This is a genomic window from Tsukamurella sp. USMM236 (assembly GCF_037148755.1).
Lineage (GTDB): Bacteria > Actinomycetota > Actinomycetes > Mycobacteriales > Mycobacteriaceae > Tsukamurella.
In genome coordinates, this window is sequence record NZ_JBBCSS010000004.1 from 1 (window position 1) to 21622 (window position 21622).

The following is a 21622-nucleotide window of genomic DNA, read 5'->3' on the forward strand; positions in this document are numbered from 1 at the left end:
GCGTTCGCGTGGGTGCCGGTCGCGGCCTTCTCCGCCTGCGGCGACGTGGGCGCCGGGAACAGCGCGGCGAGCCACTCGACGCGGGAGTCGGGCGCGGGGGGGGGGGGGGCCGCCCCCCGGGCCCCCCCCGGGGCCGCCCCCCCGCCCCCGGGCCCCCCGCCGCGGGGCGTTCGGGCTACTTGCCGACGAACTTCGCCTTGCCCGGCCCGTTCTCGATGAACGAGGTCATGCCGATGGTGCGGTCCTCGGTGGCGAACAGCCCGGCGAACAGGTGCCGCTCGATGGCGAGGCCGGTGTTCAGGTCGGTGTCGAGTCCCTGGTCGATGGCCTGCTTGGCGGCGCGCAGCGCCTGCGAGGCGGCGCCCGAGAACTGCTTCGCCCACGTCAGGGCGGCGTTGTAGACGTCGTCCGGGGCGACGACCTCGTCGACCAGGCCGATCTGCAGAGCCTCCTCGGCGCCGACGAAGCGGCCGGTGAAGACCATGTCCTTGGCCTTGGCCGGGCCGACGAGGCGGGCGAGGCGCTGGGTGCCGCCACCGCCGGGGATCACGCCGAGCAGGATCTCGGGGACGCCCACCTTCGCGTTGTCGCCGACGATGCGACGGTCGGCGCCGAGCGCCACCTCGAGGCCGCCGCCGAGGGCGTAGCCGGTGATGGCGGCGACGGTCGGCTTGGTGATCGACGCGATCGCCGACAGGCCGCCCTGCAGCCGGGCGATGGCCTCGCTCATGTCCGCGTAGCCCATCGCCTGCATCTCCTTGATGTCGGCGCCGGCCGCGAAGACCTTCGGCCCGCCGTAGACCACGACGGCCTTGATGTCGTCGCGCGTGTTCACCTCGGCGGCGAGGGCGATGAGCTCGTCCTGGACCTGCGAGTTGATGGCGTTCATCGGCGGCCGGTTCAGGCGGATCGTGCCGATGCCGGGGTGCTCATCGGAGGTCTCGAGGGTCACGAATTCAGTCATGACCCCAGAGGCTACCGGGTGCCGGAAAATTTAGTTGGACGTCCACGTAAATCCGGCGGGCGCCACGGTCAGTAGATCGTCGAGCCCTCGGCGTACTCCGCCCAGCCCGGGAACCGTCGCTCCTCGCGCGTCATCCCGTCGACGATGGCGACGGGCGTCAGGTCCGCCGCCTCCGCGGCCCAGCCCAGCACGTCCTCCACGGTGTCGAAGGGCAGCAACTGGAACAGCTGGGAGTAGGTGGGCGCCATGAGCTTGTTGCGTCCCGCGAGCCACGCGTCGATCACGGCCTGCGGCGCGTGCCAGCCCGCCGACACGGCCTCGGTGGTCACGCACGTCGCCTCCTGCCCCGCGGGCAGCGCGGCCAGGTAGAACATCGTGTCGTACCGGCGCGGCCGCCCGGGCGGCGTCACCCACCGCGACAGCGGCACCAGGTCGTCAGGGTGCACCCGCACGCCGCACTCCTCGTGCGTCTCCCGCGCCGCGGTCACCCGCAAGTCGTCGCCGTCCGACGGCTCGATGCCGCCGCCCGGGAAGACCGTCACGTCGGGCGCGAACTCCATCCCGCTCGCGCGGGTCTGCACGAAGACCTCCAGGCCCGACGGTGCCGTCCGCAGCAGCAGGACGGTGGCCGCGGGCCGGATGGGCACGTCCGGGAGGTCACGCCGATGGTCGGCGCCCTCCGCGCGGTGCACCTGCGCCGCCTCGTCGCCGCTCATGCCTGCAGCCTCCGGCGTCCGGGGCGCGAGGCCCGTCGGGCGAAGAACCGGCCGTCCACCTCGTCGAGCAGGATGCGCTGACTGAAGGTCTCCGAGAGCACCTCGGCGGTGAGCACGTCGCCGATCAGGCCCTGCGCCACGACGCCGCCCTCCTTGAGCATCAGCGCGTGGGTGAAGCCCGGCGGCACCTCCTCGACGTGGTGCGTCACGAGCACGGTCGCGGGGGCGTCGGGATCCTGCGCCAGGGTGTCGAGGCGGGCGACCAGCTCCTCGCGGCCGCCGAGGTCGAGGCCCGCGGCGGGCTCGTCGAGGAGCATCAGCTCGGGGTCGGTCATGAGGGCGCGGGCGATGAGCACGCGCTTGCGCTCGCCCTCGGAGAGCGTGCCGAAGCGGCGGTTCGCGAGGTGCTCGGCGCCCATGGACTCCAGCACGTCGACGGCGCGACCGATGTCCACCTCGTCGTAGCGCTCGCGCCACCGGCCGAGCACGGCGTAGCCCGCGGAGACGACGAGGTCGGTCACCAGCTCGTCGTCCGGCACCCGCGACGCCAGCGCCGCCGAGCACACGCCGATCCGCGCGGTGAGGTCCTGCACCACCGTCTTCCCGAGCACCGCTCCCAGGATGTGGGCGGTGCCCGCGCTGGGGAAGTCCTGCGCGGAGGCGAGCCGCATGAGCGAGGTCTTGCCCGCGCCGTTGGGGCCGATGACGATCCACCGCTCGTCGAGCTCGACCTGCCAATCGATGGGGCCCACCAGGGTTCGGCTGTCGCGCCGCAGGCTCACGCCGCGGAAGTCGATCACCAGGTCCTGGTCGGGTTCGGCGGCGGAGTCGGGGGCGGGCGCGCTGGAGGCGGCGGCGGGATCGGACACATCACCATCCTGCCGCACGCGACCGGTCGCGGTTGGCAGGATGGTCCCCGTGTCCACAGACCACCGCTCCCCCACCCCCGGCGCCGCGCACCCCCTCGGCGCCGCCCCGCAGCCCGGCGGCGTGAACTTCGCCGTGCACGCCCCGCGCGCCACCGACGTCTGGGTGTGCCTGATCGACACCGACGAGGCGGGGGTGCGCAGCGAGCAGCGCCTGCGACTCCCCGCGCAGACGGCGGGCGTCCACCACGGCTTCGTCGCGGGGATCGGCGAGGACACGCGCTACTGCCTGCGCGCCGCGGGCCCGTGGGAGCCGGAGAACGGTCTGCGCTTCAACGAGCGCAAGGCCCTCATCGACCCGTACGCCCGCCGGCTCGACGGCGCCCTCGGCGACGGCACCGCCCTGTTGCCGTACGGCACGGACGGCGCACCGTCGGAGACGGATTCGCTCCCCGACATCCCGCTGTGCGTGGTCACCGGAACACCCCCGGCGCCGGAGCCGGGCCCGAGCGTCCCGTGGGACCGGACGGTGATCTGCGAGGTGCACGTCGGCTCGTACACCGCGCGCCACCCGGGCGTCCCCGAAGAGCTCCGCGGGACGTACCGGGGCCTCGCCCAGCCCGCCGTGATCGAGCACCTGCGGCGCATCGGCGTCACCGCCGTCGAGCTGCTGCCCGTCCAGGCGTGCCTCACCGAGCCCGGCGTCCGGGACCGCGGCATGCGCAACCACTGGGGCTATTCGACGGGGGCCTACTTCGCGCCGGACCCGCGGTACGCGGCGCAGCCCGGCCACGAGGTCGAGGAGTTCGCGGAGATGGTCTCGGCGCTGCACTCCGCCGGCCTCGAGGTGTTGATGGACGTGGTCTACAACCACACCGCCGAGGAGTCGGTGGCGGGCCCGTCGCTGTCCTGGCGCGGGCTCGACGCGCCCGGCTACTACCTGCTCGAGAACGGCGAGGACCTCGACTACACCGGCTGCGGCAACACGGTCGACTGCGCCTCCCCCGCCTCGGTGCGGATGGTGCTCGACAGCCTGCGGTACTTCGCGGGCGAGTTCGGCGTCGACGGCTTCCGGTTCGATCTCGCGAGCGTCCTCGGCCGCGGCCGCACGGGGACCGGGCCGCAGGGCCCGGTCATCCCGTTCGACCACCGCGCGCCGCTGCTCACCGCCATCGCGGCCGACCCGATCCTGTCCGCCCGCAAGCTCATCGCCGAGCCCTGGGACGCCACCGGCGAGGGCTACCGGGTGGGCGGCTTCCCGCCGGTGTGGGCCGAGTGGAACGACCGCTACCGCGACACCGTCCGCGATTTCTTCGCCGGCGGCGCGACCGTCGGCGCGCTCGCGTCCCGGGTCTCCGGCAGCCAGGACCTGTTCGGCGCGCAGGGCCGCACGCCCTTCTCGTCGATCAACTTCGTCACGGCCCACGACGGATTCACCGCGCGCGACCTGGTCAGCTACGAGCGCAAGCACAACGAGGCCAACGGCGAGAAGAACCGGGACGGCACCGACAACAACCACTCCGTCAACCACGGCTTCGAGGGCGGCACCACCGATCCCGCGATCCTCGCGGCGCGGGCGGCGCACGTCCGGGCGCTGATCGCCACACTGCTGCTCTCCACCGGCACGCCGATGCTGCTCGGCGGCGACGAGCTCGGCCACACCCAGTTCGGCAACAACAACGCGTACTGCGTGCCGGAGGGCACCCCCGCGGCCGACGCGTTCGCCGTGGACTGGGACGCCGCCGACGCCGACCTGACGGCCTTCGTCGCCCGGGTCGCCGCCGTGCGCCGCGCCGCGCCCGTGCTGCGACAGCACGAGTTCTTCGATGGCCGCGCGACGCGGGACGGCGAGCCCGACCTGGCGTGGTTCGGTGCCGACGGCGCCGAGATGCCCGGCGAGGACTGGCAGTCGCCCGAGGAGCGCACGCTGCAGGCGTGGGTCGACGGGTCCGACGTCCGCGCGCCCGGCCACGACGCCGCCGTCGCGGAGAAGGACGCGCTCATCATCTGGCACGCGGGCGGCGACGCGACCGTCGTGCTCGGCGGGCCCGAGTCGTGCACGCACGACTGGGAGCTCATCGTCGACACCACGCTCCCGACGGGTGAACCCACGGGCCACACCGTGTACCCGTCGCGCGCGGAGGTCACCGTCTCCGGCCCGACGGTGCTGGCCTTCCAGCAGGTCTGACCGGCTCGGCTCGCGCCGGGCTCAGCTCTCGATGGGCACGCGGCGCAGGCGGCCGTCGACGGCGTCGGCCGCCTCGATCTCGTCGCGGGTCACGCCGAGCACGAACAGGACCGCGTCGAGGTAGGGGTGCGAGAGCGCCGCGTCGGCGACCTCGCGCAGCGCGGGCTTGGCGTTGAACGCGACGCCCAGTCCGGCCGCGGAGAGCATGTCGATGTCGTTGGCGCCGTCGCCCACGGCGACGGTCTCCTCGACCGGCACGCCGAAGGTGTCGGCGAACTCCTGCAGCGCGCGGGCCTTGCCCGGCCGGTCGACGACCTCCCCGATCACGCGACCGGTCAGCACACCGTCGATCACCTCGAGCGTGTTGGCGCGGACGAAGTCGAGCTCCAGGTCCTGCGCGAGCGGCTCGATCACGGCGGTGAAGCCGCCGGAGACGACGCCGCAGCGGTAGCCGAGGCGCTTGAGGGTGCGGATCGTGGTGCGCGCGCCGGGGGTCAGCTGCAGGCCGGCGGCAACGTCGTCGATGACCGACGCGGGCAGCCCGGCGAGGTTCGCCACGCGGGCGTGCAGGGACTGCTCGAAGTCGAGCTCGCCGCGCATCGCGGCCTCTGTGACGGCCGCGACCTCGGCCTCCTTGCCGGCGCGGGCGGCGAGCATCTCGATGACCTCGCCCTGGACCAGGGTGGAGTCGACGTCGAAGCAGATGAGCCGCTTGGAGCGGCGCGCGATGCCGGCGCGCGAGGTGGCGATGTCGACGCCCTGTTCCTTGGCGACGGCCGCGAGCTCCGCGCGGAAGGCGACCTCGTCGGCACCGTCGGGCACGGTGACCATGAGCTCGAGCGCGGTGACGGGGTAGTCGGCGACGCCGGCGATCGACTCGATGTTGACCTCCCGCCCGGCGAGCGCGGTCGCGAGCGCGGAGAGCGCGCGGGCACTGACGGGGGCGCCCAGCAGCACGACGGCGTGCGTCGGGACGGGCGGCCGGGGCGGCTGCTCGGCGGTGATCTCCACCGCCACGTCCATCCCGACGGTGGCCATGGCCTGCTCGACGAGCTCCTGCACGTGCTCGGGGTCGCCGTGCACCGCGGCGAGCACGCCGAGGGTCAGGCGGCCGCGGATGACGGTCTGCTCGACGTCGAGGACGCTCACCTCGTTGCGGGCCAGGACCCCGAACAGGACCGAGCTGACGCCGGGCTTGTCGCCGCCGGTCACGGTGATGAGGATCGTCGGATCCGAAGTCGCTTCGTGCACGGGGAAATCGTAGTCGCCGCCTGGTGGAACGCCGAACGGCGCCTCCCCTGCGGGAGACGCCGTTCGGTGTGGAGCAGGGGCCTGCGCTAGTGGCCCTTGCCGGGGCCCGAGTGGGCCTCGGTGCGCATGCGCTCGACCATGTGCGGGTAGTGCAGCTCGAACGCGGGGCGCTCGGAGCGGATGCGCGGCAGCTCGGTGAAGTTGTGCCGCGGCGGCGGGCAGCTGGTGGCCCACTCGAGGCTGTTGCCGAAGCCCCACGGGTCGTCGACCGTGACGACCTCGCCGTAGCGGTAGCTCTTGAAGACGTTCCACACGAAGGGCAGCGTCGAGGCACCCAGGATGAACGCGCCGACCGTCGAGATCTGGTTCAGCGTGGTGAAGCCGTCCGTGTCGAGGTAGTCGGCGTAGCGACGCGGCATGCCCTCGGCGCCGACCCAGTGCTGCACCAGGAAGGTCATGTGGAAGCCGATGAAGGTGAGCCAGAAGTGCCAGCGGCCCAGGCCCTCGTCGAGCATGCGGCCCGTCATCTTCGGGAACCAGAAGTAGATGCCGGCGTAGGTCGCGAACACGATGGTGCCGAAGAGCACGTAGTGGAAGTGCGCGACGACGAAGTAGGTGTCGGACACCGCGAAGTCGAGCGGCGGCGACGCGAGGAGCACGCCGGTGAGGCCACCGAAGAGGAAGGTCACGATGAAGCCGATCGAGAACAGCATCGGCGATTCGAACGTTATCTGGCCTCTCCACATCGTGAGGATCCAGTTGAAGAACTTCACGCCTGTCGGCACCGCGATGAGGAAGGTCATGAAGCTGAAGAAGGGCAGCAGCACCGCGCCGGTGGCGTACATGTGGTGCGCCCACACCGCGACCGAGAGGGCCGCGATGGCCAGCGTGGCCAGGACCAGGCCGCTGTAGCCGAAGATCGGCTTGCGGCTGAACACGGGGAAGATCTCCGAGACGATGCCGAAGAAGGGCAGCGCGATGATGTAGACCTCGGGGTGGCCGAAGAACCAGAACAGGTGCTGCCACAGGATGACGCCGCCGTTGGCGGGGTCGTAGATGTGGGCGCCGAACTGGCGGTCGACCTCGAGACCCATGAGCGCGGCGGTCAGCAGCGGGAAGGCCAGCAGGATCAGCAGCGAGGTCACCAGGATGTTCCAGGTGAAGATCGGCATGCGGAACATCGTCATGCCGGGGGCGCGCATGCAGATCACGGTGGTGACCATGTTGACGGCGCCGAGGATGGTGCCGAGGCCACCGACCGCGAGGCCCATGATCCACAGGTCGGCGCCGGGGCCAGGCGAGTGGAGGGCGTCGGTCAGCGGGGTGTACGCGGTCCAGCCGAAGTCGGCCGCGCCGCCGGGGGTGATGAAGCCGGCGATCACCATGATGGCGCCGAAGACGAACAGCCAGTAGCCGAAGGCGTTCAGGCGCGGGAAGGCGACGTCGGGCGCGCCGATCTGCAACGGCAGCACGAAGTTGGCGAAGCCGATCACGATCGGCGTCGCGTACAGCAGCAGCATCACGGTGCCGTGCATGGTGAACAGCTGGTTGAACTGCTCGGTGGAGAGGAACTGCAGGCCCGGGTTGGCGAGCTCGGCGCGCATCAGCAGCGCCATCAGGCCACCGATGAGGAAGAACGCGAAGCACGTGACGATGTACATGATGCCCAGCGTCTTGTGATCGGTCGTCGTGACCAGCTTGTAGATGAACGAGCCCTTGGGCCCGGTCCGCTGCGGATACGGACGTGCGGCGGTCACCTCGACTGCCGGACGATGCGCTTGCGCGGTCACAAATCCTCCTGCCCTGGGCCTCCCGGTACCGCGGCTGTCGGTATCGGCGTACGGCCTCTTCAATCAGGTCTTTCGGGCGGTGTTCGCTCACGGCGGACGCCACCCTCGTGGAGCTAGCGTAGCGCCTCGCACCCGGGCTTGTCCCCGCGGTCCTACTCTGCGTCGTACTCGCGTCGCGGAAGCGGTCGGAAAGGCCTCGACTGCTACCGTGGCGCACGGTCGGAACTACAGGTGAGGACAGTTGCCGTGAACAGGCTCGGAACATCCAGGGTGGGCGCCGCGATCGCGCTCACCGTCGTCGCCGGCTCGGTGCTCACCGCGTGCGGCGGCTCGGAGCCGATCCAGCAGCCCTTCGCCTCGATTTCCACCACCACGACGCGCCTCGCGTCGGCGAACATCATCGGCCTCGACCGCAAGCCGGATGAGGCCTGCGCGGCCCCCGTCGCCGGTGGCGCCGCCCCGGCCGCGATCGTCGTTGCCGATCCGGCGCTCCTCGACGGCCTGTGTGCGCTCGGCCTGCAGAACCGGGTGAAGGCCGTCGGCGGCGACGTCCCGTCGTACCTGGGCGCCACCCTCGCGAAGGTCCCGAAGCTCGCCGACGGCGCGCAGGCCGACGTCGCGGTCGGCACCGCGGACTCGGCGGAGGCGAACCGTCGCGCGGGCCGGACGGTGACGATCCCGGCACCGTCGGCGGACTGGCGCCGCAGCTTCCTCGCCCTGGCCGACGCGGTGCGCATGCCCGCGGAGGCGCGGGCGGTGCTGGACCGCTACCAGCGGGACGCGGCGGAGAAGTCGGTGAAGATCGACGCGGTGCACAACACCGTCTCCCTGGTCCGGTTCACGGCGGACGGCAAGAACCTCGCGCTGGGTACCGCGCCGCTCGCGGCGCAGGTCCTCGCGGACCTCAAGGTCGTGCGACCCGAGCCGCAGCGCAAGCCCGAGGCCGTCGAGATGTCGGGCGACGACGTCTCGGCCGCCGACGCCGACCTGATCTACGTGGGCTATCAGGGCGACAAGGGCCGCGAGCACGGCATGGCCGTCATGACCACGAAGCCCTGGAAGCAACTTCGCGCCGTGGTCGCCAAACGGCAACTCCTGGTCGAGGACTCCGCGTGGTTCTCCGCGGGCGGCCCCGTCGCCGCCGGCATCGTGCTGCACGACGTCGGCAACACCATCAAGGCCTCCTCCTAGGCATCCCCCTCCCCCGCACCCCGTCGCGTCCCGACGGGGTGCTCGGCGTGCGTCCGCCACAGCCCCCCCGCGCAGGGGCGAAAACACCCCGGAACGCGAACGTTCCTCCGTGACGCCTCTCACATCCGCCGGGTAAAACCGCTGGCCAAGAGCTCGGTGTACACCTGTTCACGGATTGCCGGTCGAAGAGCCTTCATTCATGCTTGTTTCAAGTGATAGTCTGAGGACGATTCAATCTCATACACGGCTTCTACCAGCACAGACGCCTGTGGGATTTCCCACAGGGTCACGGAAGAAACACCAGGTACGAGCCGGTCGAGGGTGCCAGGAAAGGATCCATCATGGCCCTGCTGAACATGCCCCGAGTGACCCACATGGCGCGCATGCGCGGCCGCTCGTTCCCCGGCCAGGCCGAGTACGAGCAGACGCTGAACGACCTCTCCGAGGCCTCGGTGCGCCGTAACTTCGATCCCTACGTCGACATCGACTGGGACTCCCCCGAGCTCGCGATCGTCCCCGACGATCCGCGCTGGGTCTGCAACCCGCGCTTCGACCCGATCGGCCGCCACCCCTGGTACCAGGAGCAGCCGCTGGCCAAGCAGATCGAGATCGGCATGTGGCGCCAGGCCAACGTCGCCAAGGTCGGCCTGCAGTTCGAGTCGATCCTGATCCGCGGCATCATGCAGTACACCGCCGTGCAGCCGAACAACTCCCCCGAGTTCCGCTACGCCACGCACGAGGCGAAGGAGGAGTGCCAGCACACGCTGATGTTCCAGGAGTTCGTCAACCGCGTCGGCATGGACGTCCCCGGCGGCGCGTGGTGGTTCCGCCGCCTGTCGCCGATCATCCCGCTGGCGGCCACCACCTTCCCGAACATCTTCTACATGGGCGTGCTCGCCGGCGAGGAGCCGATCGACCACCTGCAGAAGCAGTTCCTGCGCTCGGCCGACACGCAGCACCCCGCGATGACCTCGGTGATGCAGATCCATGTGGCCGAGGAGGCCCGTCACATCTCGTTCGCGCACCAGCTGCTCGAGCACAAGGTGCCCACCCGCGGCCCGATCCCCCGCTTCCTGCTGTCGCTGGCGATGCCGCTGGTCATGCGCATCCTGCTCGGCGCGATCATGGTCCCGCCGAAGCAGTTCTGGGACACCTTCGACATCCCGCGGTCGGTCAAGAAGGACATCTTCTGGCGCTCGCCCGAGTCGAAGGCCATGCGCCAGGAGATCTTCGGCGACGTCCGCCTGCTCGCGGAGCGCACGGACCTGATGAACCCGGTCTCCCGCGTGCTGTGGCGCGTGCTGGGCATCCACGGACGGACCTCGCGATTCCGCAGCGAGCCGTCGTACACCGCGCAGTAGTCTCGAACCACCCCGAATATCCGGCTCGGCGGTCACCCGCCGAGCCGGACCCGTATCCCGGCCCGGATACGAACACCCCGGAGGAGCTTCCTCGATGCCCCACGTCATCACCCAGTCCTGCTGCAGCGACGCCTCGTGCACGTTCGCGTGCCCGGTGAACTGCATCCACCCGACGCCCGACGAGCCGGGCTTCGCGACGGCCGAGATGCTGTACGTGGATCCCACCACCTGCGTCGACTGCGGCGCCTGCGTGACGGCGTGCCCCGTCGACGCGATCGGCCCCGCGCACCGCCTGCCGGAGGAGCACAAGGTCTACATCGAGCTCAACCGCTCGCTCGCGGCCGCCGACCCGGCCAACTCCTCGCTCGGCGGCCCCAACCCGCAGGAGCGCAGCCGCCCGCCGATGGCGCACACCGTGCCGCCGAAGGTCCTCCCGATCCCGTCGGGCACCGTCATCAGCGTCGGCGTGATCGGCAGCGGCCCGGCCGGGATGTACGCGGCCGACGAGCTCCTGCGCTACCCGGGCGTCACCGTCGACGTCTACGAGAAGCTGTCCACGCCCTACGGCCTCGCCCGGTTCGGCGTCGCCCCCGACCACACCCGCACCCGCAAGGTCTCGGGCCTGTTCGACAAGGTCGCCGCCGACCCGAACTTCACGATCCACCTGAACACCGAGGTGGGCACCGACGTGAGCCTCGAGGAGCTGCGGAAGCGCCACGACGCGATCGTCGTCGCGGTCGGCGCCAGCACCGACAAGAAGCTGGGCATCACCGGCGAGGACCTGCCCAACGTGCGCAGCGCCACCGACTTCGTGGCCTGGTACAACGGCCACCCCGAGCACAAGGGCGACGCGGTCGACCTCACGCACGACCGCATCGTCGTCATCGGCAACGGCAACGTCGCGCTCGACGCGGCCCGCATCCTCACCGCGGAGCCGGAGGAGCTCGAAGGCACCACCATCTCCCCCGCCGCCCTCGCCGCGCTGCGCGAGTCGAAGGTCGAGGAGGTCGTGATCGTGGCCCGCCGCGGCCCCGAGCACGCCGCGTTCACCCTGCCGGAGGCCCTGGGCCTCGCGGACGAGCGCACCGTCATCGTGCACCCGGACCCCGACGTCGCCGAAACGCTGGTCGCGGGCAGCGATTCCGAGCTGGTCAGCCACAAGCTGGAGCTCCTCGAGTCGCTGGAGACCCAGTCGGACGCGCCCCGTCGCATCCGCCTGCGCTTCCTCACCACGCCCGAGTCGATCGAGGCCACCGACGACGGCCTGGTCCTGCACGCGAAGCACTCCGTCACCGGCGAGGCGATCGACCTGCCCGTCGGCATGGTGTTCACCTCCGTCGGCTACCGGGGCGTCCCGGTGCCGGGCCTGCCGTTCGACGACCGCCGCGCGGTGCTGCCGAACGAGGCCGGCCGGGTCCTCGGGGACGACGGTGCGCCGCTCCCCGGCGTGTACGTCACGGGCTGGATCAAGCGCGGCCCCAACGGCTTCATCGGCACGAACAAGACCGACTCGCAGGAGACGGTGGAGAAGTTCGCCGAGGACGTCGTCGCCGGCGTCATCAAGGGCCGTCCGTCGGGGAAGCGCAAGCGCCCGCTGGGCCGTTTCCTGGGCGCGTAGTCCCGCCCGGGCGCGTACTCTCAGCGCCGTGGCCTCCTCCGCGCACGGCGAGCCGATCGAACTGACCGTCGGTGACCGGGTCGTGCGCGTCTCCAGCCCGGACCGGGTCTACTTCCCGCAGATCGGCGCGACGAAGCTCGACGTCGTGCGGTACTACGAGGCCGTGGGCCCGGGCATCGTCCGGGCGCTGCGCGATCGGCCGACGATGCTGCACCGCTACCCCAAGGGCGTCGACGGGGCGAAGGTGCACCAGAAGCGGATCCCCGCCGGCGCGCCCGACTGGCTCGAGACGGTGGAGATCTACTTCCCGCGGTTCGGCCGCACCGCCGACGAGGTGGTGGTCACGGAACTCGGCTCGGTGATCTGGGCGGCCCAGATGTCGACGGTCGAGTTCCACCCGTGGAACTGCCGCGCGGGCGACCTGGACCATCCCGACGAATGGCGCATCGACCTCGACCCGATGCCCGACTGCTCGTGGGAGCGGGTGCAGCGGGTGGCCGCGGTCGTGCGGGAGGTGCTCGACGAGCTCGGCATCCGCGGCTTCCCCAAGACCTCGGGCGGCTCCGGCCTGCACGTGTACGTGCGGATCGAGCCCCGCTGGACGTTCTCGGAGGTCCGACGGTGCGCCCTCGCCTTCGCCCGGGAGGTCGAGCGCCGGGCACCGTCGGACGTGACGACGGTGTGGTGGCGCAAGGACCGCGACCCGGCGGCGGTGTTCCTCGACTACAACCAGAACGCCCGCGACCACACCATCGCATGCGCGTACTCGCTGCGCGGCACCCCGATCGCCACCGCCTCCGCCCCGATCACCTGGGACGAGGTGCCGGACGTGCACCCCGACGACTTCACGATCCGCACCCTCCCCGCCCGCTTCGCCGACCTCGGTGACCTGCACGCATCCATCGACGACGAGGCCTTCTCGTTGGACACCCTCGTCGAGTGGGCCGACCGCGACGACCTCCCCCTCGCCGATTGACGCAGCGGGAGCGCAACGGTGGGCAGCGCCCCATGCGCGATCGACCATGGATCCCATGACCGTCACCGATGACCTGCTCACGAACAACGCCGCATACGCCGAGGCCTTCTCAGGCCCGCTTCCCCTCCCACCGTCGAAACACGTCGCGGTCGTCGCCTGCATGGACGCCCGGCTCGACGTCTACCGCGCCCTGGGCCTCCAGGAGGGCGAGGCGCACGTCATCCGCAACGCCGGCGGTGTGATCACCGAGGACCAGATCCGCTCGCTGGCGATCAGCCAGCGGCTGCTGGGCACCACCGAGATCATCCTGATCCACCACACCGACTGCGGCATGCTGACGTTCACCGACGACGGGTTCAAGGCCGACATCCTGGCCGAGACCGGCATCAAACCCGCCTGGGCCGCCGAAGCCTTCGCCGATCTGGACACCGACGTGCGGCAGTCGCTCAAGCGCGTGGCGGCGAGTCCGTTCATCCCGTCCACGACGTCGTTGCGCGGCTTCGTCTTCGACGTGGCCACCGGCCGGCTGCGCGAGGTGGCGCCGGCCTAGGGCGGACGACCTAGCGGCAGGTCTCGCTGACGACGCGGACCGTCGAGGCGGGATGGGCTTCGAGCAGGGCCGCCGGGCGGATCGGGCGGCGGACGAGCTCGCCGCCGCAGTTGGGGCACGTGCCGTGCAGCTTCTCGTCGTTGCAGTCCGCGCACCACGTGCACTCGAAGGTGCAGATGAGCACGTCGCGTGCGTCCGGCGCGAGGTCGCGCCCGCAGCACTCGCAGTTCGGCCTGATCTCCAGCATGTGAACCTCCTTGCCGCCCACTGTCGCAGTTCCGTGCGGTTCCGACGAACGAATCCCCAGGATGTCGCCGCCGAAACCGCTAGGAACCGCCGATGAAGTCGAGCAGACCGCGGACGGGATCGAGAGCATTCGTGACGTTGGCGACGGTGACCACACCGGTGACGACGGCGGCCACCAGCGTCGCCACCGCCCACCGTCGGCGATCCTGCCGCCAGGCACGGACGGCGAAGACCAGCAGCACGACGGTCAGCACGCCGGCCATGACCACGACGGCCAGGTGGTACCGCGCGAAGTCGTCGACCAGCGCCTGGACCGGGCCGGACGGCGTCGCCCGCAGCTCGGAGCGCATCAGTGCGAGCGCGCGTCCGGGCTCCCCGTCGCGCAAACGCACCGGGTCGAGCAGCGAGAACGCCGACGACAGCGGCGCGATCACGCCCTGCACATTGGCGATGAGCAGTACCGCCGGGATCAGCGCCAGCGCGCGGTGCCCCAAGTACAGGGCCAGCGCCAGCAGCAGCGCCGCGCACACCGCCTTGATGAGGTGGAAGCCCGCCCAGTCATCGACGAGCGATTCCAACCCGGCCGTCGGCTCCGCCCGCTCCCCGAGCAGCCAGGGCGGGAACACATCGACGGCCCTGGCCTCGACGTCCGTGCCGTACACCGCTCGCGGCAGGAACACGAACGCGAGAACGAGAAGACCCGCCCCGACGAGCCACCACAGGCTCGTCCGCGGGCGGGTCTCGCCGGAGTCGTCCGGGGTCAGAAGTCCCAGTCCTCGTCTTCGGTGTTGACGGCCTTGCCGATCACGTACGACGAGCCGGAACCGGAGAAGAAGTCATGGTTCTCGTCGGCGTTGGGCGACAGGGCGGAGAGGATCGCCGGGTTCACGTCGGTGGCGTCCTTGGGGAACAGCGCCTCGTAGCCCAGGTTCATCAGCGCCTTGTTGGCGTTGTACCGCAGGAACTTCTTCACGTCCTCGGTGAGCCCGACCTCGTCGTACAGCGACTCGGTGTAGTCCTCCTCGTTCGAGTACAGCTCCATGAGCAGGTCGAACGTGTACTCCTTGAGCTCCTCGCGGCGCTCCGGGCTCTGCGTCTCCAGCCCGCGCTGGTACTTGTAGCCGATGTAGTAGCCGTGCACGGCCTCGTCGCGGATGATCAGGCGGATCATGTCGGCCGTGTTGGTGAGCTTGGCCCGCGAGGACCAGTACATCGGCAGGTAGAAGCCGCTGTAGAACAGGAAGGACTCGAGCAGCGTCGAGGCCACCTTGCGCTTGAGCGGGTCGTCGCCGCTGTAGTAGCCCATGACGATGGCCGCCTTGCGCTGCAGATTCTCGTTCTCCTCCGACCAGCGGAAGGCGTCGTCGATCTCGCGCGTGCTGCACAGGGTGGAGAAGATCGAGCTGTAGCTCTTCGCGTGCACCGACTCCATGAACGCGATGTTGGTGTACACCGCCTCCTCGTGCGGGGTGAGCGCGTCGGGGATCAGCGAGACCGCGCCGACGGTGCCCTGAATCGTGTCGAGCAGCGTCAGGCCCGTGAAGACGCGCATGGTGAGCTGCTTCTCGTGGTCGGTGAGCGTGCCCCACGACGGGATGTCGTTGCTGACCGGCACCTTCTCGGGCAGCCAGAAGTTGCCCGTCAACCGGTCCCAGACCTCGGCGTCCTTCTCGTCCGGCACCCGGTTCCAGTTGATCGCCGACACCCGGCTGACCAGCTTGAGCGGAGCTCCGTCGGCGGGGCTGTGAGCGGCGGTTTCAGACATGACACCTCGGTTTTCGCGGAGCTGGATTTCAACGCTCATGACACTACCCCTTGGGGCCGACAAGTCCGGGAAACGCAACACCTAGTGCCATCGCGCCAGTTCGGCGTGTCGCCCGTCGGTGCCGCCGGGTAGCCTCCGCGCATGCAGATCACCAGCACGGTCGCCATCGCCGCGCCCCGCGCCGCGGTCTTCGCGGCGTTCGCGACATCGAGAACGCGCCCGCTCGGATGTCCGGGATCGAGAGCGTCGAGTTCGTCTCCGACGTCCGCACCGGGCTCGGCACCCGCTGGCGCGAGACGCGCCGTATGTACGGCCGCGCCGCCACCGAGGAGATGGAGATCACGGCGTTCGACGCACCGTCGGGCTACACCGTCGAGGCCGACGGGCCAGGTGTCCGGTACCGCACCGAGTTCCGCTTCGAGGACGACGGTGCCGGCACCCGCGTCACGATGACCTTCGGCGGCGAGCCCACCACGACGGTCAGCCGCATCCTCGCCGTCCTCACCAAGCCCCTCACGGGATCGGTGCGCAAGGCGGTGGAGGCCGACCTCGCCGATATGAAGCGGTACCTGGAGCGCCCCGGCTCCTAGCCGCGCCCTGCGGTGGATTTTCGCCGCTCAGCGGGCACTATCCACCGCACGGCGTCGCTCAGATGATCACGACGTCGAGCAGCCCGTCGAGCACGGACCGATCGCCGTCCAGCTCGACGGTGCCGGGCTCGGCCCGTCGCCACAGCACCAGGTCGAGGTCGGACGCGGTGCCGCGCAGCGTCACGTCCGCCGGAACCGGCTCGTCGAGGACGTCGATGCCGTCGGCGCGCAGCCGCAGCGTCCACCGGTCCCCTGTGTCGGTCGCCTCGATCGCGATCACCTTCCCCACCAGGCCCTCAGGCAGCCCTTTCTTGCCGACGATGAGTGGGATCTGCATCTGCGTCAGCTCGGTGATGCCGTCGGCGGCGGTCCACGCCGGGAGCGGCTCGGCACCGTCGGGCAGCGAGTTCTGCAGGTCCCAGCGATGGATGGACACTTCCTGCGTCATCCGGCGCATCCAGAACGCGGCGACGGTGCGGCCGATGAAGGCGCGCGCGGGCTCGTCGGGCGCATGCCGGCGGAGCTCGTCGATCAGGGCCGCGTTGACGCCCGCGTACCACCCCAGGACCGCGTCGCCGTCGGGCGCGTCGGAGACGTCGGGGATGAAGCGCTCCTTCGAATCCGGGCCGCCCTGCAGGAAGGCGGTGGCCCAGCGATGCGCGCCGGCGGTGTGGACGATGCCGTCGCGCACCGTCCACCCGGGGCAGCTGGGGACGGGGAGCGGGAGGTGGGCGGGGTCGATGGCGGCGATGCGGGCGCCGTCGGCGGCGATGGAGTCGAGCCAGAGCTGAGCGGTCATACCCCGACCTTACGAACTCAGGACAGGCCCGCGAGCCGATACAGCACCAACGACCCCGCGACCGCGACGTTGAGGCTCGCGCCGCGGCCGATCATGGGGATCTCGACGGCCTCGTCGAGCAGGTGCAGGGTGTCGCTCGGGATCCCGGAGAACTCGTGACCCAGCACGACGACGGTGCGCCCCCGCGCGGGCGGGAGGTCGCCGAGGCGCGTGGCGCCCTCGGCGAGTTCCACGCCGATGATGTGCGAGCCTCGTTCGCGCTGCTTGAGCAGCCAGTTCTGCGGGTTGCCGACGCGGTGGATGCAGCTGGGCCCGGGCAGCGTATTACCCTTGCGCAGAGCACCCTTCACCCAGTCGTGCGACGGGACCGCCATGCAGGCGCCGACGGCGTCGCAGGTGCGCAGCAGGGTGCCGAGGTTCGCGCCGTGCTGCGCCCAGAGCGGGGCGACGATGAGGTGATCCCAACAGGAGTGGCCCTGGCGCCGCCGTGCGCGGCGCAGTTCGGAGCGGGACTTCACCCGCAGCTCGGCCATCAGACGGTGTGAGGCGTGGCGCCCCTTCCATGATTCGTCATCGCTCCAGGCTACGTGACCTGCACGGCGTCCAGCAATGCCGCGGCAACGGTGGCGTCGCCGAAGATCGCGAGGTCGGCGAGCGGCACCCGACGCCACAGCGCGAGGTACAGGTCCGACGTGGCGCCGCGGAGCGCGACGTCGCCCTTCGCGTGCCCACGCTCGACGGCGATGGACTCCCGCGCGAGCGTCAGGGTCCATTCCGCGTCGTCGCGGTCGGTGCCGTGCAGGTGGACGGTCCGCCCGACGAGCCCGTCCGGCAGGCCGGGACCGCGGGAGAGGAACCGTCCGGCGAACACCTCGGCCCACTCCTCGATCCCGTCGCCGGCGAGCACGGATTCGACGGGTCGCGCTGCGTTCCAGGAGTTCTCGGCGTCCCAGCGGTGCACGGCGGTCTCGTGGGCCTGGCGGCGCATCCAGAAGCCGGCGGTGACGCGGCCGGTGAAGGCTCGGGCCGGCTCGTCCGCGTCGTGGCGACGCAGCTCGGCCAGCAGTCCGTCGAGGCGGTCGCGGTACCAGGCGGTGACGGCCGCCCCGGCGGGCGCGTCGTCCTCGATCGGGGCGAACCGGTTCGTCGAATCCGGGCCCTCGGCGAGGAAGGTCGCGGCCCAGCGATGGACTCCGCCGAGATGCACGACGAGGTCGCGCACCGTCCACCCGGGGCAGCTCGGGACGTCGAGGGCCAGCCGCTCCGGCGGGGTGGCGGCGACCGCGCCGCCGTCCCGCTCCAGCGCCGCCAACCAGTCGTTCGGGGCCGTCATGGCCGCGACGATACCGCCTGCAGTGCATGCTGTAGCGGTGACCGAACTGCCGATGTTCCCGCTCGGCGCCGTGCTCCTGCCCGGCGAGGAGCTGCCGCTGCGCGTCTTCGAGCCGCGGTACCGACGCATGATCGAGGAGTGCCTCGCGACCGACGGCCGGTTCGGGGTGGTCCTCATCGAGCGCGGCAGCGAGGTGGGCGGCGGCGACGTGCGCACCGACGTCGGCACCGTGGCGCTCATCGACCGGTACGTGCGCCGCCCCGGCGGCGAGTTCACGCTGATCTGTCAGGGCACGGACCGCGTCCGGGTCACTCGCTGGCTGCCCGACGATCCCTACCCCCTCGCCGAGGCGGAGGCCTGGCCGGACGAGGTCCAGCCCGCCGTCGACCTGATCCCACTGCTCGGCAAACGCAACGAGATCGAAAGACTCGCAGCGCGACTCGCCCGCAGCGAGGGCGCCCGGCCGCGCGCGTGGCCGAAGCTGAAGCTCCCGGAGAACCTGGTGGAGCGCAGTTACTACCTCGCCCGGGAGTTGCCGCTGGCCGACGCCGACCGGCACCGGGCGCTCGCCGCACCCGGTCCCGCCGACCGAGTGCGCGTGCTCACCGAGGCCCTGGACGACGTGATCGCGACCCTGCGGTTCCGCCTTCAGTAGCGGCCGCGCTAGGTAGACCGTATGGTCTACCTAGCGGGACGACACCGATCGAGAGGGCCGCCATGCCACGACGTCCAGATCCGAGTGCGCAGCAACGTGCGATCCGGAAATTCCAACGCGAGAGGCTGATCGGTCGATACGTCGCGAATCCGATCGTGAGCGGGCTGCAGCGCCTCGGCGTGCGCACCTCGCTCGCGACCACCTTGGAGACCACCGGTCGGAAGAGCGGCGAGCCCCGAGCAGTGCCGGTCGCGGCGACGTTCGACGACGAGGGCGCCTGGATCGTGAGCCAACACGGCCGCCGGTCCGGCTGGGCGCTCAACGTCAGCGCCGATCCCGAGGTCCGGATCCTGGAGGGCGAGATCTGGCGCGCCGGCACGGCGGAGTTCCGCCCGGAGGACGACACCCACGCTCGGATGCGGACGTTCGCACCCAGCGCGACGCTCGAGGGAATCACCACGTCCGCGTTCCGGGCACTCGCCTCCGATCCGATCAGCGTGCGCATCACGTTCGTCGACGCGCCCTGATATCCGCCTAGCGGTCGCCGTACATCGCGAGCAGCGACGCCTCGACATCGTCGAGCGGCTGCGTGGATCGCGTCGCGCTGCTCACGATGACCGCGCCCTCGATGGCGGCGATGATGGTGGTCGCGGCCTGACGCGCCGCCTTCGCCCCTCCGCCGCACTCCTCGAACCGGTTCGCCAGCAGCGCGATCCAAGTCTCGAACGCCTCACCGGCCGCATCCGCCGCTGGCGCGGAATCCGCCCTTCCCAGCGCTGCGGCGACGATCGGACACCCCGACCGGAACCCGGACGAGACCAGGACCTGCCGCCATGCAGCCCCTACCTGCTCGAGCATGTCGGTGCGACCGGTCGACTTCGCGATCGCCGCCTCGATCAGTCCGGCGATGTAGCCGCCCGCCGCCCGCGTCGCGGTATCCACCAGTTCCGACTTCCCGCCGGGGAAGTTGACGTAGACGGTGCGTCGCGATCGACCGCTGCCCTCGATGATGTCGGCGATGCCCGTGCCGGCCACGCCCTGCTCACGCATCAGAGCGATGGTGGTGCGTATCAGGTCATCCCTGGAAGTCATCTCTCCGCCTGTCGGGTTCGGGGGCGCCGCGCCGCCGTGCGCGGTACCCATCGTCCCGCGAGTATACCGATCGGTATACTCGCGGGTGCCGTAAGCGCATCATCCGATCGAAGGAGCGAACATGTCGACCACGAGCGAGATCCCCAGCGGCCTGGAGCTGCTGCGTGCCGCTGCCGCGACGCCTGTGACTGAGCACGGCATCGGCGGCCTGCTGGGGATGCGCATCGACGAGGTGAACGAGGGCGAGGTCACCTTCAGCCTCGACACCCGCACCGACTTCGCGAACCCGCTCGGCAGCGTGCACGGAGGGATCTGCGCCACCCTGCTGGACTCGGTGATGGGTTGCGCCGTGCACACCACACTCGGCCCCGGCGTGGGCTACGGAACCCTGGAACTGAAGGTGAATTACGTGCGGACGGTGCCCACCGACGGCGTCCGCCTCATCGCGACCGGTCGGGTGATTCACGCCGGCCGTCAGGTCGCGACTGCGGAGGGCCGGGTCGAGGACGAGCGTGGCAGGCTCGTCGCGCACGGCACCACCACCTGCCTGATCTACCCCGCGATCACGCCGTAGCCCGGATCGCCTCCGGCTCGGGAACGAGGGCCGGTCGGGCCCGGCGGATCTGCGGAGCCGTAGGGCTGCGCCTCCGATGTGCACCAGAATGAGTCCCATGCACCTCGACGGAATCGACTGCTGATGCACATCGAGGACGTCCGTGCCGCGAGCCCGGAGTGGTACCGGACCGGCTTCCGATACTTCCCCTACGCCGCGCGGCACGACGATGCCTGGTGGGTCCTGCGGGTCAATCACGGCTTCCCCGAACACAATCTGCTGACCCTGTTCGTCGGCGGCGCCGCCGTCGTCGACGTGACCCCCGGCAGCAGTTCCTCCCCGTTCCACACGAGCCTCTCTCGGCTGCAACCGCTCGGCGGTGGCCGTGAGCCGCTGTTGGAGCCGGCCGTCGCCCGCACGGCGATCGAACCGATCGCCGCGTTCGCCGACTTCGGCAGCGAGGACGGCGACACCTGCGACTTCTGCTTCAACGTCAAGGACGGCTACGCCCCGATGTGAGAGCCGCCCATGTCGTTGACGATCGCGGTCGCCAGGGCGCGCGCCCGGTCGAGTTCCGCATCGTCGCCGAAGAGTTCGCGACGGGTGTTCGCCGCGGCGAGGTAGGCGTCGACGCGGAAGGCGTCCGTCGCGGGGTCCGGCGACCCCGCCGCGGCCAGCTCCCGCTCGAGGAGATCGAGCCACTCCCGCTTGAGTTCCCGCACTGCGTCGGCGACCGGCCCCACCCGGTGCCCGTACTCAGCGGAGGTGGTGGTCACGAAACATCCGCCGGGGAACGTGCCTGCGCGGAGGTAGGCGACCCAGGCGTCGAGGAGCGCACGGAGGCGGTCCGCGCCGGGCGAGGCCGCCAGCGCCGGCCGGATCACCACGTCGACGTACACGCGCCGCGCCTCCGCGACCGCCGCGATCTGGATCGCCTCGCGCGTGGGGAAGACGGTGAGGATGCCGCTCTTGCTCACCCCCGTCGACGAGGCGAGGCCGCCGACGGTGATGCCGTCCAGCCCGTCCACCGTCGCGACGTCGGCCGCGGTCCGCGCGACCAGCCGCCGGGTGGCGTCGCCGCGTGCGCGCCGGCCGTCGGCGGCCGCCGGTTTCGTCAT

At 70.9% G+C, this 21622-nt stretch carries 24 protein-coding genes; 11 read left to right on the forward strand and 13 right to left on the reverse strand.

Going from position 1 to position 21622, the window contains the following annotated elements; translation table 11 throughout:
- Window positions 1-175: 175 nt before the first annotated feature.
- The 3 genes from WFK95_RS14045 to WFK95_RS14055 all read right to left on the reverse strand — a co-directional run bounded on the left by WFK95_RS14045 (window position 176) and on the right by WFK95_RS14055 (window position 2549).
- Entirely contained in the window at window positions 176-964 is a 789-nt protein-coding gene (locus WFK95_RS14045) for an enoyl-CoA hydratase/isomerase family protein (protein WP_224648415.1), read from the reverse strand.
- Window positions 965-1032: 68 nt separating this feature from the next.
- Window positions 1033-1680, reverse strand: coding sequence for an NUDIX hydrolase (locus WFK95_RS14050; RefSeq protein ID WP_336671066.1), 648 nt, complete (start codon window positions 1678-1680; stop codon window positions 1033-1035).
- Complete coding sequence (locus WFK95_RS14055) at window positions 1677-2549, reverse strand: ABC transporter ATP-binding protein (protein ID WP_336671067.1); 873 nt, start codon at window positions 2547-2549, stop codon at window positions 1677-1679. The genes WFK95_RS14050 and WFK95_RS14055 overlap by 4 nt, the downstream gene beginning before the upstream one ends.
- Window positions 2550-2589: 40 nt before the next feature.
- On the opposite strand from WFK95_RS14055, the gene glgX reads away from it, so the two are divergent.
- Window positions 2590-4734 (forward strand): glycogen debranching protein GlgX, encoded by a 2145-nt coding sequence (gene glgX, locus WFK95_RS14060; RefSeq protein ID WP_336671068.1) that lies wholly within the window; start codon window positions 2590-2592, stop codon window positions 4732-4734.
- Between the two features lie 21 nt (window positions 4735-4755).
- Here the strand turns inward: glgX and serB are convergent, their stop codons facing one another.
- Window positions 4756-5985 (reverse strand): phosphoserine phosphatase SerB, encoded by a 1230-nt coding sequence (gene serB, locus WFK95_RS14065; protein WP_336671069.1) that lies wholly within the window; start codon window positions 5983-5985, stop codon window positions 4756-4758.
- A gap of 86 nt (window positions 5986-6071) precedes the next feature.
- Window positions 6072-7775 (reverse strand): aa3-type cytochrome oxidase subunit I, encoded by a 1704-nt coding sequence (gene ctaD / locus WFK95_RS14070; protein WP_068521706.1) that lies wholly within the window; start codon window positions 7773-7775, stop codon window positions 6072-6074.
- Window positions 7776-8021: 246 nt separating this feature from the next.
- Between ctaD and WFK95_RS14075 the strand changes: the two genes are divergently transcribed.
- From WFK95_RS14075 to WFK95_RS14095, 5 genes are all read left to right on the forward strand, one after another.
- The gene (locus tag WFK95_RS14075) at window positions 8022-8966 is read left to right on the forward strand and encodes an ABC transporter substrate-binding protein (RefSeq protein WP_224650433.1); all 945 of its coding nucleotides are present in this window, start codon (window positions 8022-8024) and stop codon (window positions 8964-8966) included.
- 356 nt (window positions 8967-9322) lie between these two features.
- Complete coding sequence (locus tag WFK95_RS14080; protein WP_224650451.1) at window positions 9323-10327, forward strand: AurF N-oxygenase family protein; 1005 nt, start codon at window positions 9323-9325, stop codon at window positions 10325-10327.
- A gap of 94 nt (window positions 10328-10421) precedes the next feature.
- Entirely contained in the window at window positions 10422-11945 is a 1524-nt protein-coding gene (locus tag WFK95_RS14085; RefSeq protein ID WP_336671070.1) for an FAD-dependent oxidoreductase, read from the forward strand.
- Window positions 11946-11973: 28 nt separating this feature from the next.
- Complete coding sequence (ligD, locus tag WFK95_RS14090) at window positions 11974-12921, forward strand: non-homologous end-joining DNA ligase (RefSeq protein WP_224650419.1); 948 nt, start codon at window positions 11974-11976, stop codon at window positions 12919-12921.
- A 55-nt stretch (window positions 12922-12976) separates the two neighbouring features.
- The gene (locus WFK95_RS14095; protein ID WP_224650416.1) at window positions 12977-13471 is read left to right on the forward strand and encodes a beta-class carbonic anhydrase; all 495 of its coding nucleotides are present in this window, start codon (window positions 12977-12979) and stop codon (window positions 13469-13471) included.
- A 10-nt stretch (window positions 13472-13481) separates the two neighbouring features.
- Here the strand turns inward: WFK95_RS14095 and WFK95_RS14100 are convergent, their stop codons facing one another.
- From WFK95_RS14100 to nrdF, 3 genes are all read right to left on the reverse strand, one after another.
- Window positions 13482-13718 (reverse strand): DUF1272 domain-containing protein, encoded by a 237-nt coding sequence (locus tag WFK95_RS14100; RefSeq protein WP_224650414.1) that lies wholly within the window; start codon window positions 13716-13718, stop codon window positions 13482-13484.
- A 79-nt stretch (window positions 13719-13797) separates the two neighbouring features.
- Window positions 13798-14397 (reverse strand): hypothetical protein, encoded by a 600-nt coding sequence (locus WFK95_RS14105; RefSeq protein ID WP_224650412.1) that lies wholly within the window; start codon window positions 14395-14397, stop codon window positions 13798-13800.
- Between the two features lie 80 nt (window positions 14398-14477).
- The gene (nrdF, locus tag WFK95_RS14110; RefSeq protein ID WP_224650410.1) at window positions 14478-15482 is read right to left on the reverse strand and encodes a class 1b ribonucleoside-diphosphate reductase subunit beta; all 1005 of its coding nucleotides are present in this window, start codon (window positions 15480-15482) and stop codon (window positions 14478-14480) included.
- 50 nt (window positions 15483-15532) lie between these two features.
- On the opposite strand from nrdF, the gene WFK95_RS14115 reads away from it, so the two are divergent.
- On the forward strand, window positions 15533-16072 hold the full coding sequence (locus WFK95_RS14115) for an SRPBCC family protein (RefSeq protein ID WP_336671071.1): 540 nt from the start codon (window positions 15533-15535) through the stop codon (window positions 16070-16072).
- A gap of 58 nt (window positions 16073-16130) precedes the next feature.
- Here WFK95_RS14115 and WFK95_RS14120 read toward each other — a convergent pair whose 3' ends face one another.
- The 3 genes from WFK95_RS14120 to WFK95_RS14130 are packed head-to-tail and all read right to left on the reverse strand — an operon-like array spanning window position 16131 to window position 18204.
- The gene (locus tag WFK95_RS14120) at window positions 16131-16871 is read right to left on the reverse strand and encodes a maleylpyruvate isomerase family mycothiol-dependent enzyme (RefSeq protein WP_224650406.1); all 741 of its coding nucleotides are present in this window, start codon (window positions 16869-16871) and stop codon (window positions 16131-16133) included.
- 17 nt (window positions 16872-16888) lie between these two features.
- Window positions 16889-17404 (reverse strand): TrmH family RNA methyltransferase, encoded by a 516-nt coding sequence (locus WFK95_RS14125; protein ID WP_224650404.1) that lies wholly within the window; start codon window positions 17402-17404, stop codon window positions 16889-16891.
- Between the two features lie 50 nt (window positions 17405-17454).
- On the reverse strand, window positions 17455-18204 hold the full coding sequence (locus WFK95_RS14130) for a maleylpyruvate isomerase family mycothiol-dependent enzyme (protein WP_224650402.1): 750 nt from the start codon (window positions 18202-18204) through the stop codon (window positions 17455-17457).
- A 37-nt stretch (window positions 18205-18241) separates the two neighbouring features.
- Here WFK95_RS14130 and WFK95_RS14135 point away from each other — a divergent pair, with 37 nt between their 5' ends.
- Window positions 18242-18859, forward strand: coding sequence for an LON peptidase substrate-binding domain-containing protein (locus WFK95_RS14135; protein WP_336671072.1), 618 nt, complete (start codon window positions 18242-18244; stop codon window positions 18857-18859).
- Window positions 18860-19014: 155 nt separating this feature from the next.
- Window positions 19015-19386, forward strand: a complete 372-nt coding sequence (locus tag WFK95_RS14140) for a nitroreductase family deazaflavin-dependent oxidoreductase (RefSeq protein ID WP_224650398.1) — start codon at window positions 19015-19017, stop codon at window positions 19384-19386.
- Window positions 19387-19393: 7 nt separating this feature from the next.
- On the opposite strand, the gene WFK95_RS14145 is transcribed toward WFK95_RS14140, so the two are convergent.
- Window positions 19394-20002 carry a TetR/AcrR family transcriptional regulator gene (locus tag WFK95_RS14145; RefSeq protein WP_336671073.1) on the reverse strand — a complete coding sequence of 203 codons (609 nt, stop codon included), beginning with the start codon at window positions 20000-20002 and terminating at the stop codon, window positions 19394-19396.
- Window positions 20003-20072: 70 nt separating this feature from the next.
- Between WFK95_RS14145 and WFK95_RS14150 the strand changes: the two genes are divergently transcribed.
- The gene (locus WFK95_RS14150; protein WP_336671074.1) at window positions 20073-20525 is read left to right on the forward strand and encodes a PaaI family thioesterase; all 453 of its coding nucleotides are present in this window, start codon (window positions 20073-20075) and stop codon (window positions 20523-20525) included.
- A 123-nt stretch (window positions 20526-20648) separates the two neighbouring features.
- Complete coding sequence (locus WFK95_RS14155; RefSeq protein WP_336671075.1) at window positions 20649-21023, forward strand: hypothetical protein; 375 nt, start codon at window positions 20649-20651, stop codon at window positions 21021-21023.
- Here WFK95_RS14155 and WFK95_RS14160 read toward each other — a convergent pair.
- Entirely contained in the window at window positions 21008-21622 is a 615-nt protein-coding gene (locus tag WFK95_RS14160) for a TetR/AcrR family transcriptional regulator (RefSeq protein ID WP_224650390.1), read from the reverse strand. The two genes, WFK95_RS14155 and WFK95_RS14160, sit on opposite strands and share 16 nt — an antisense overlap.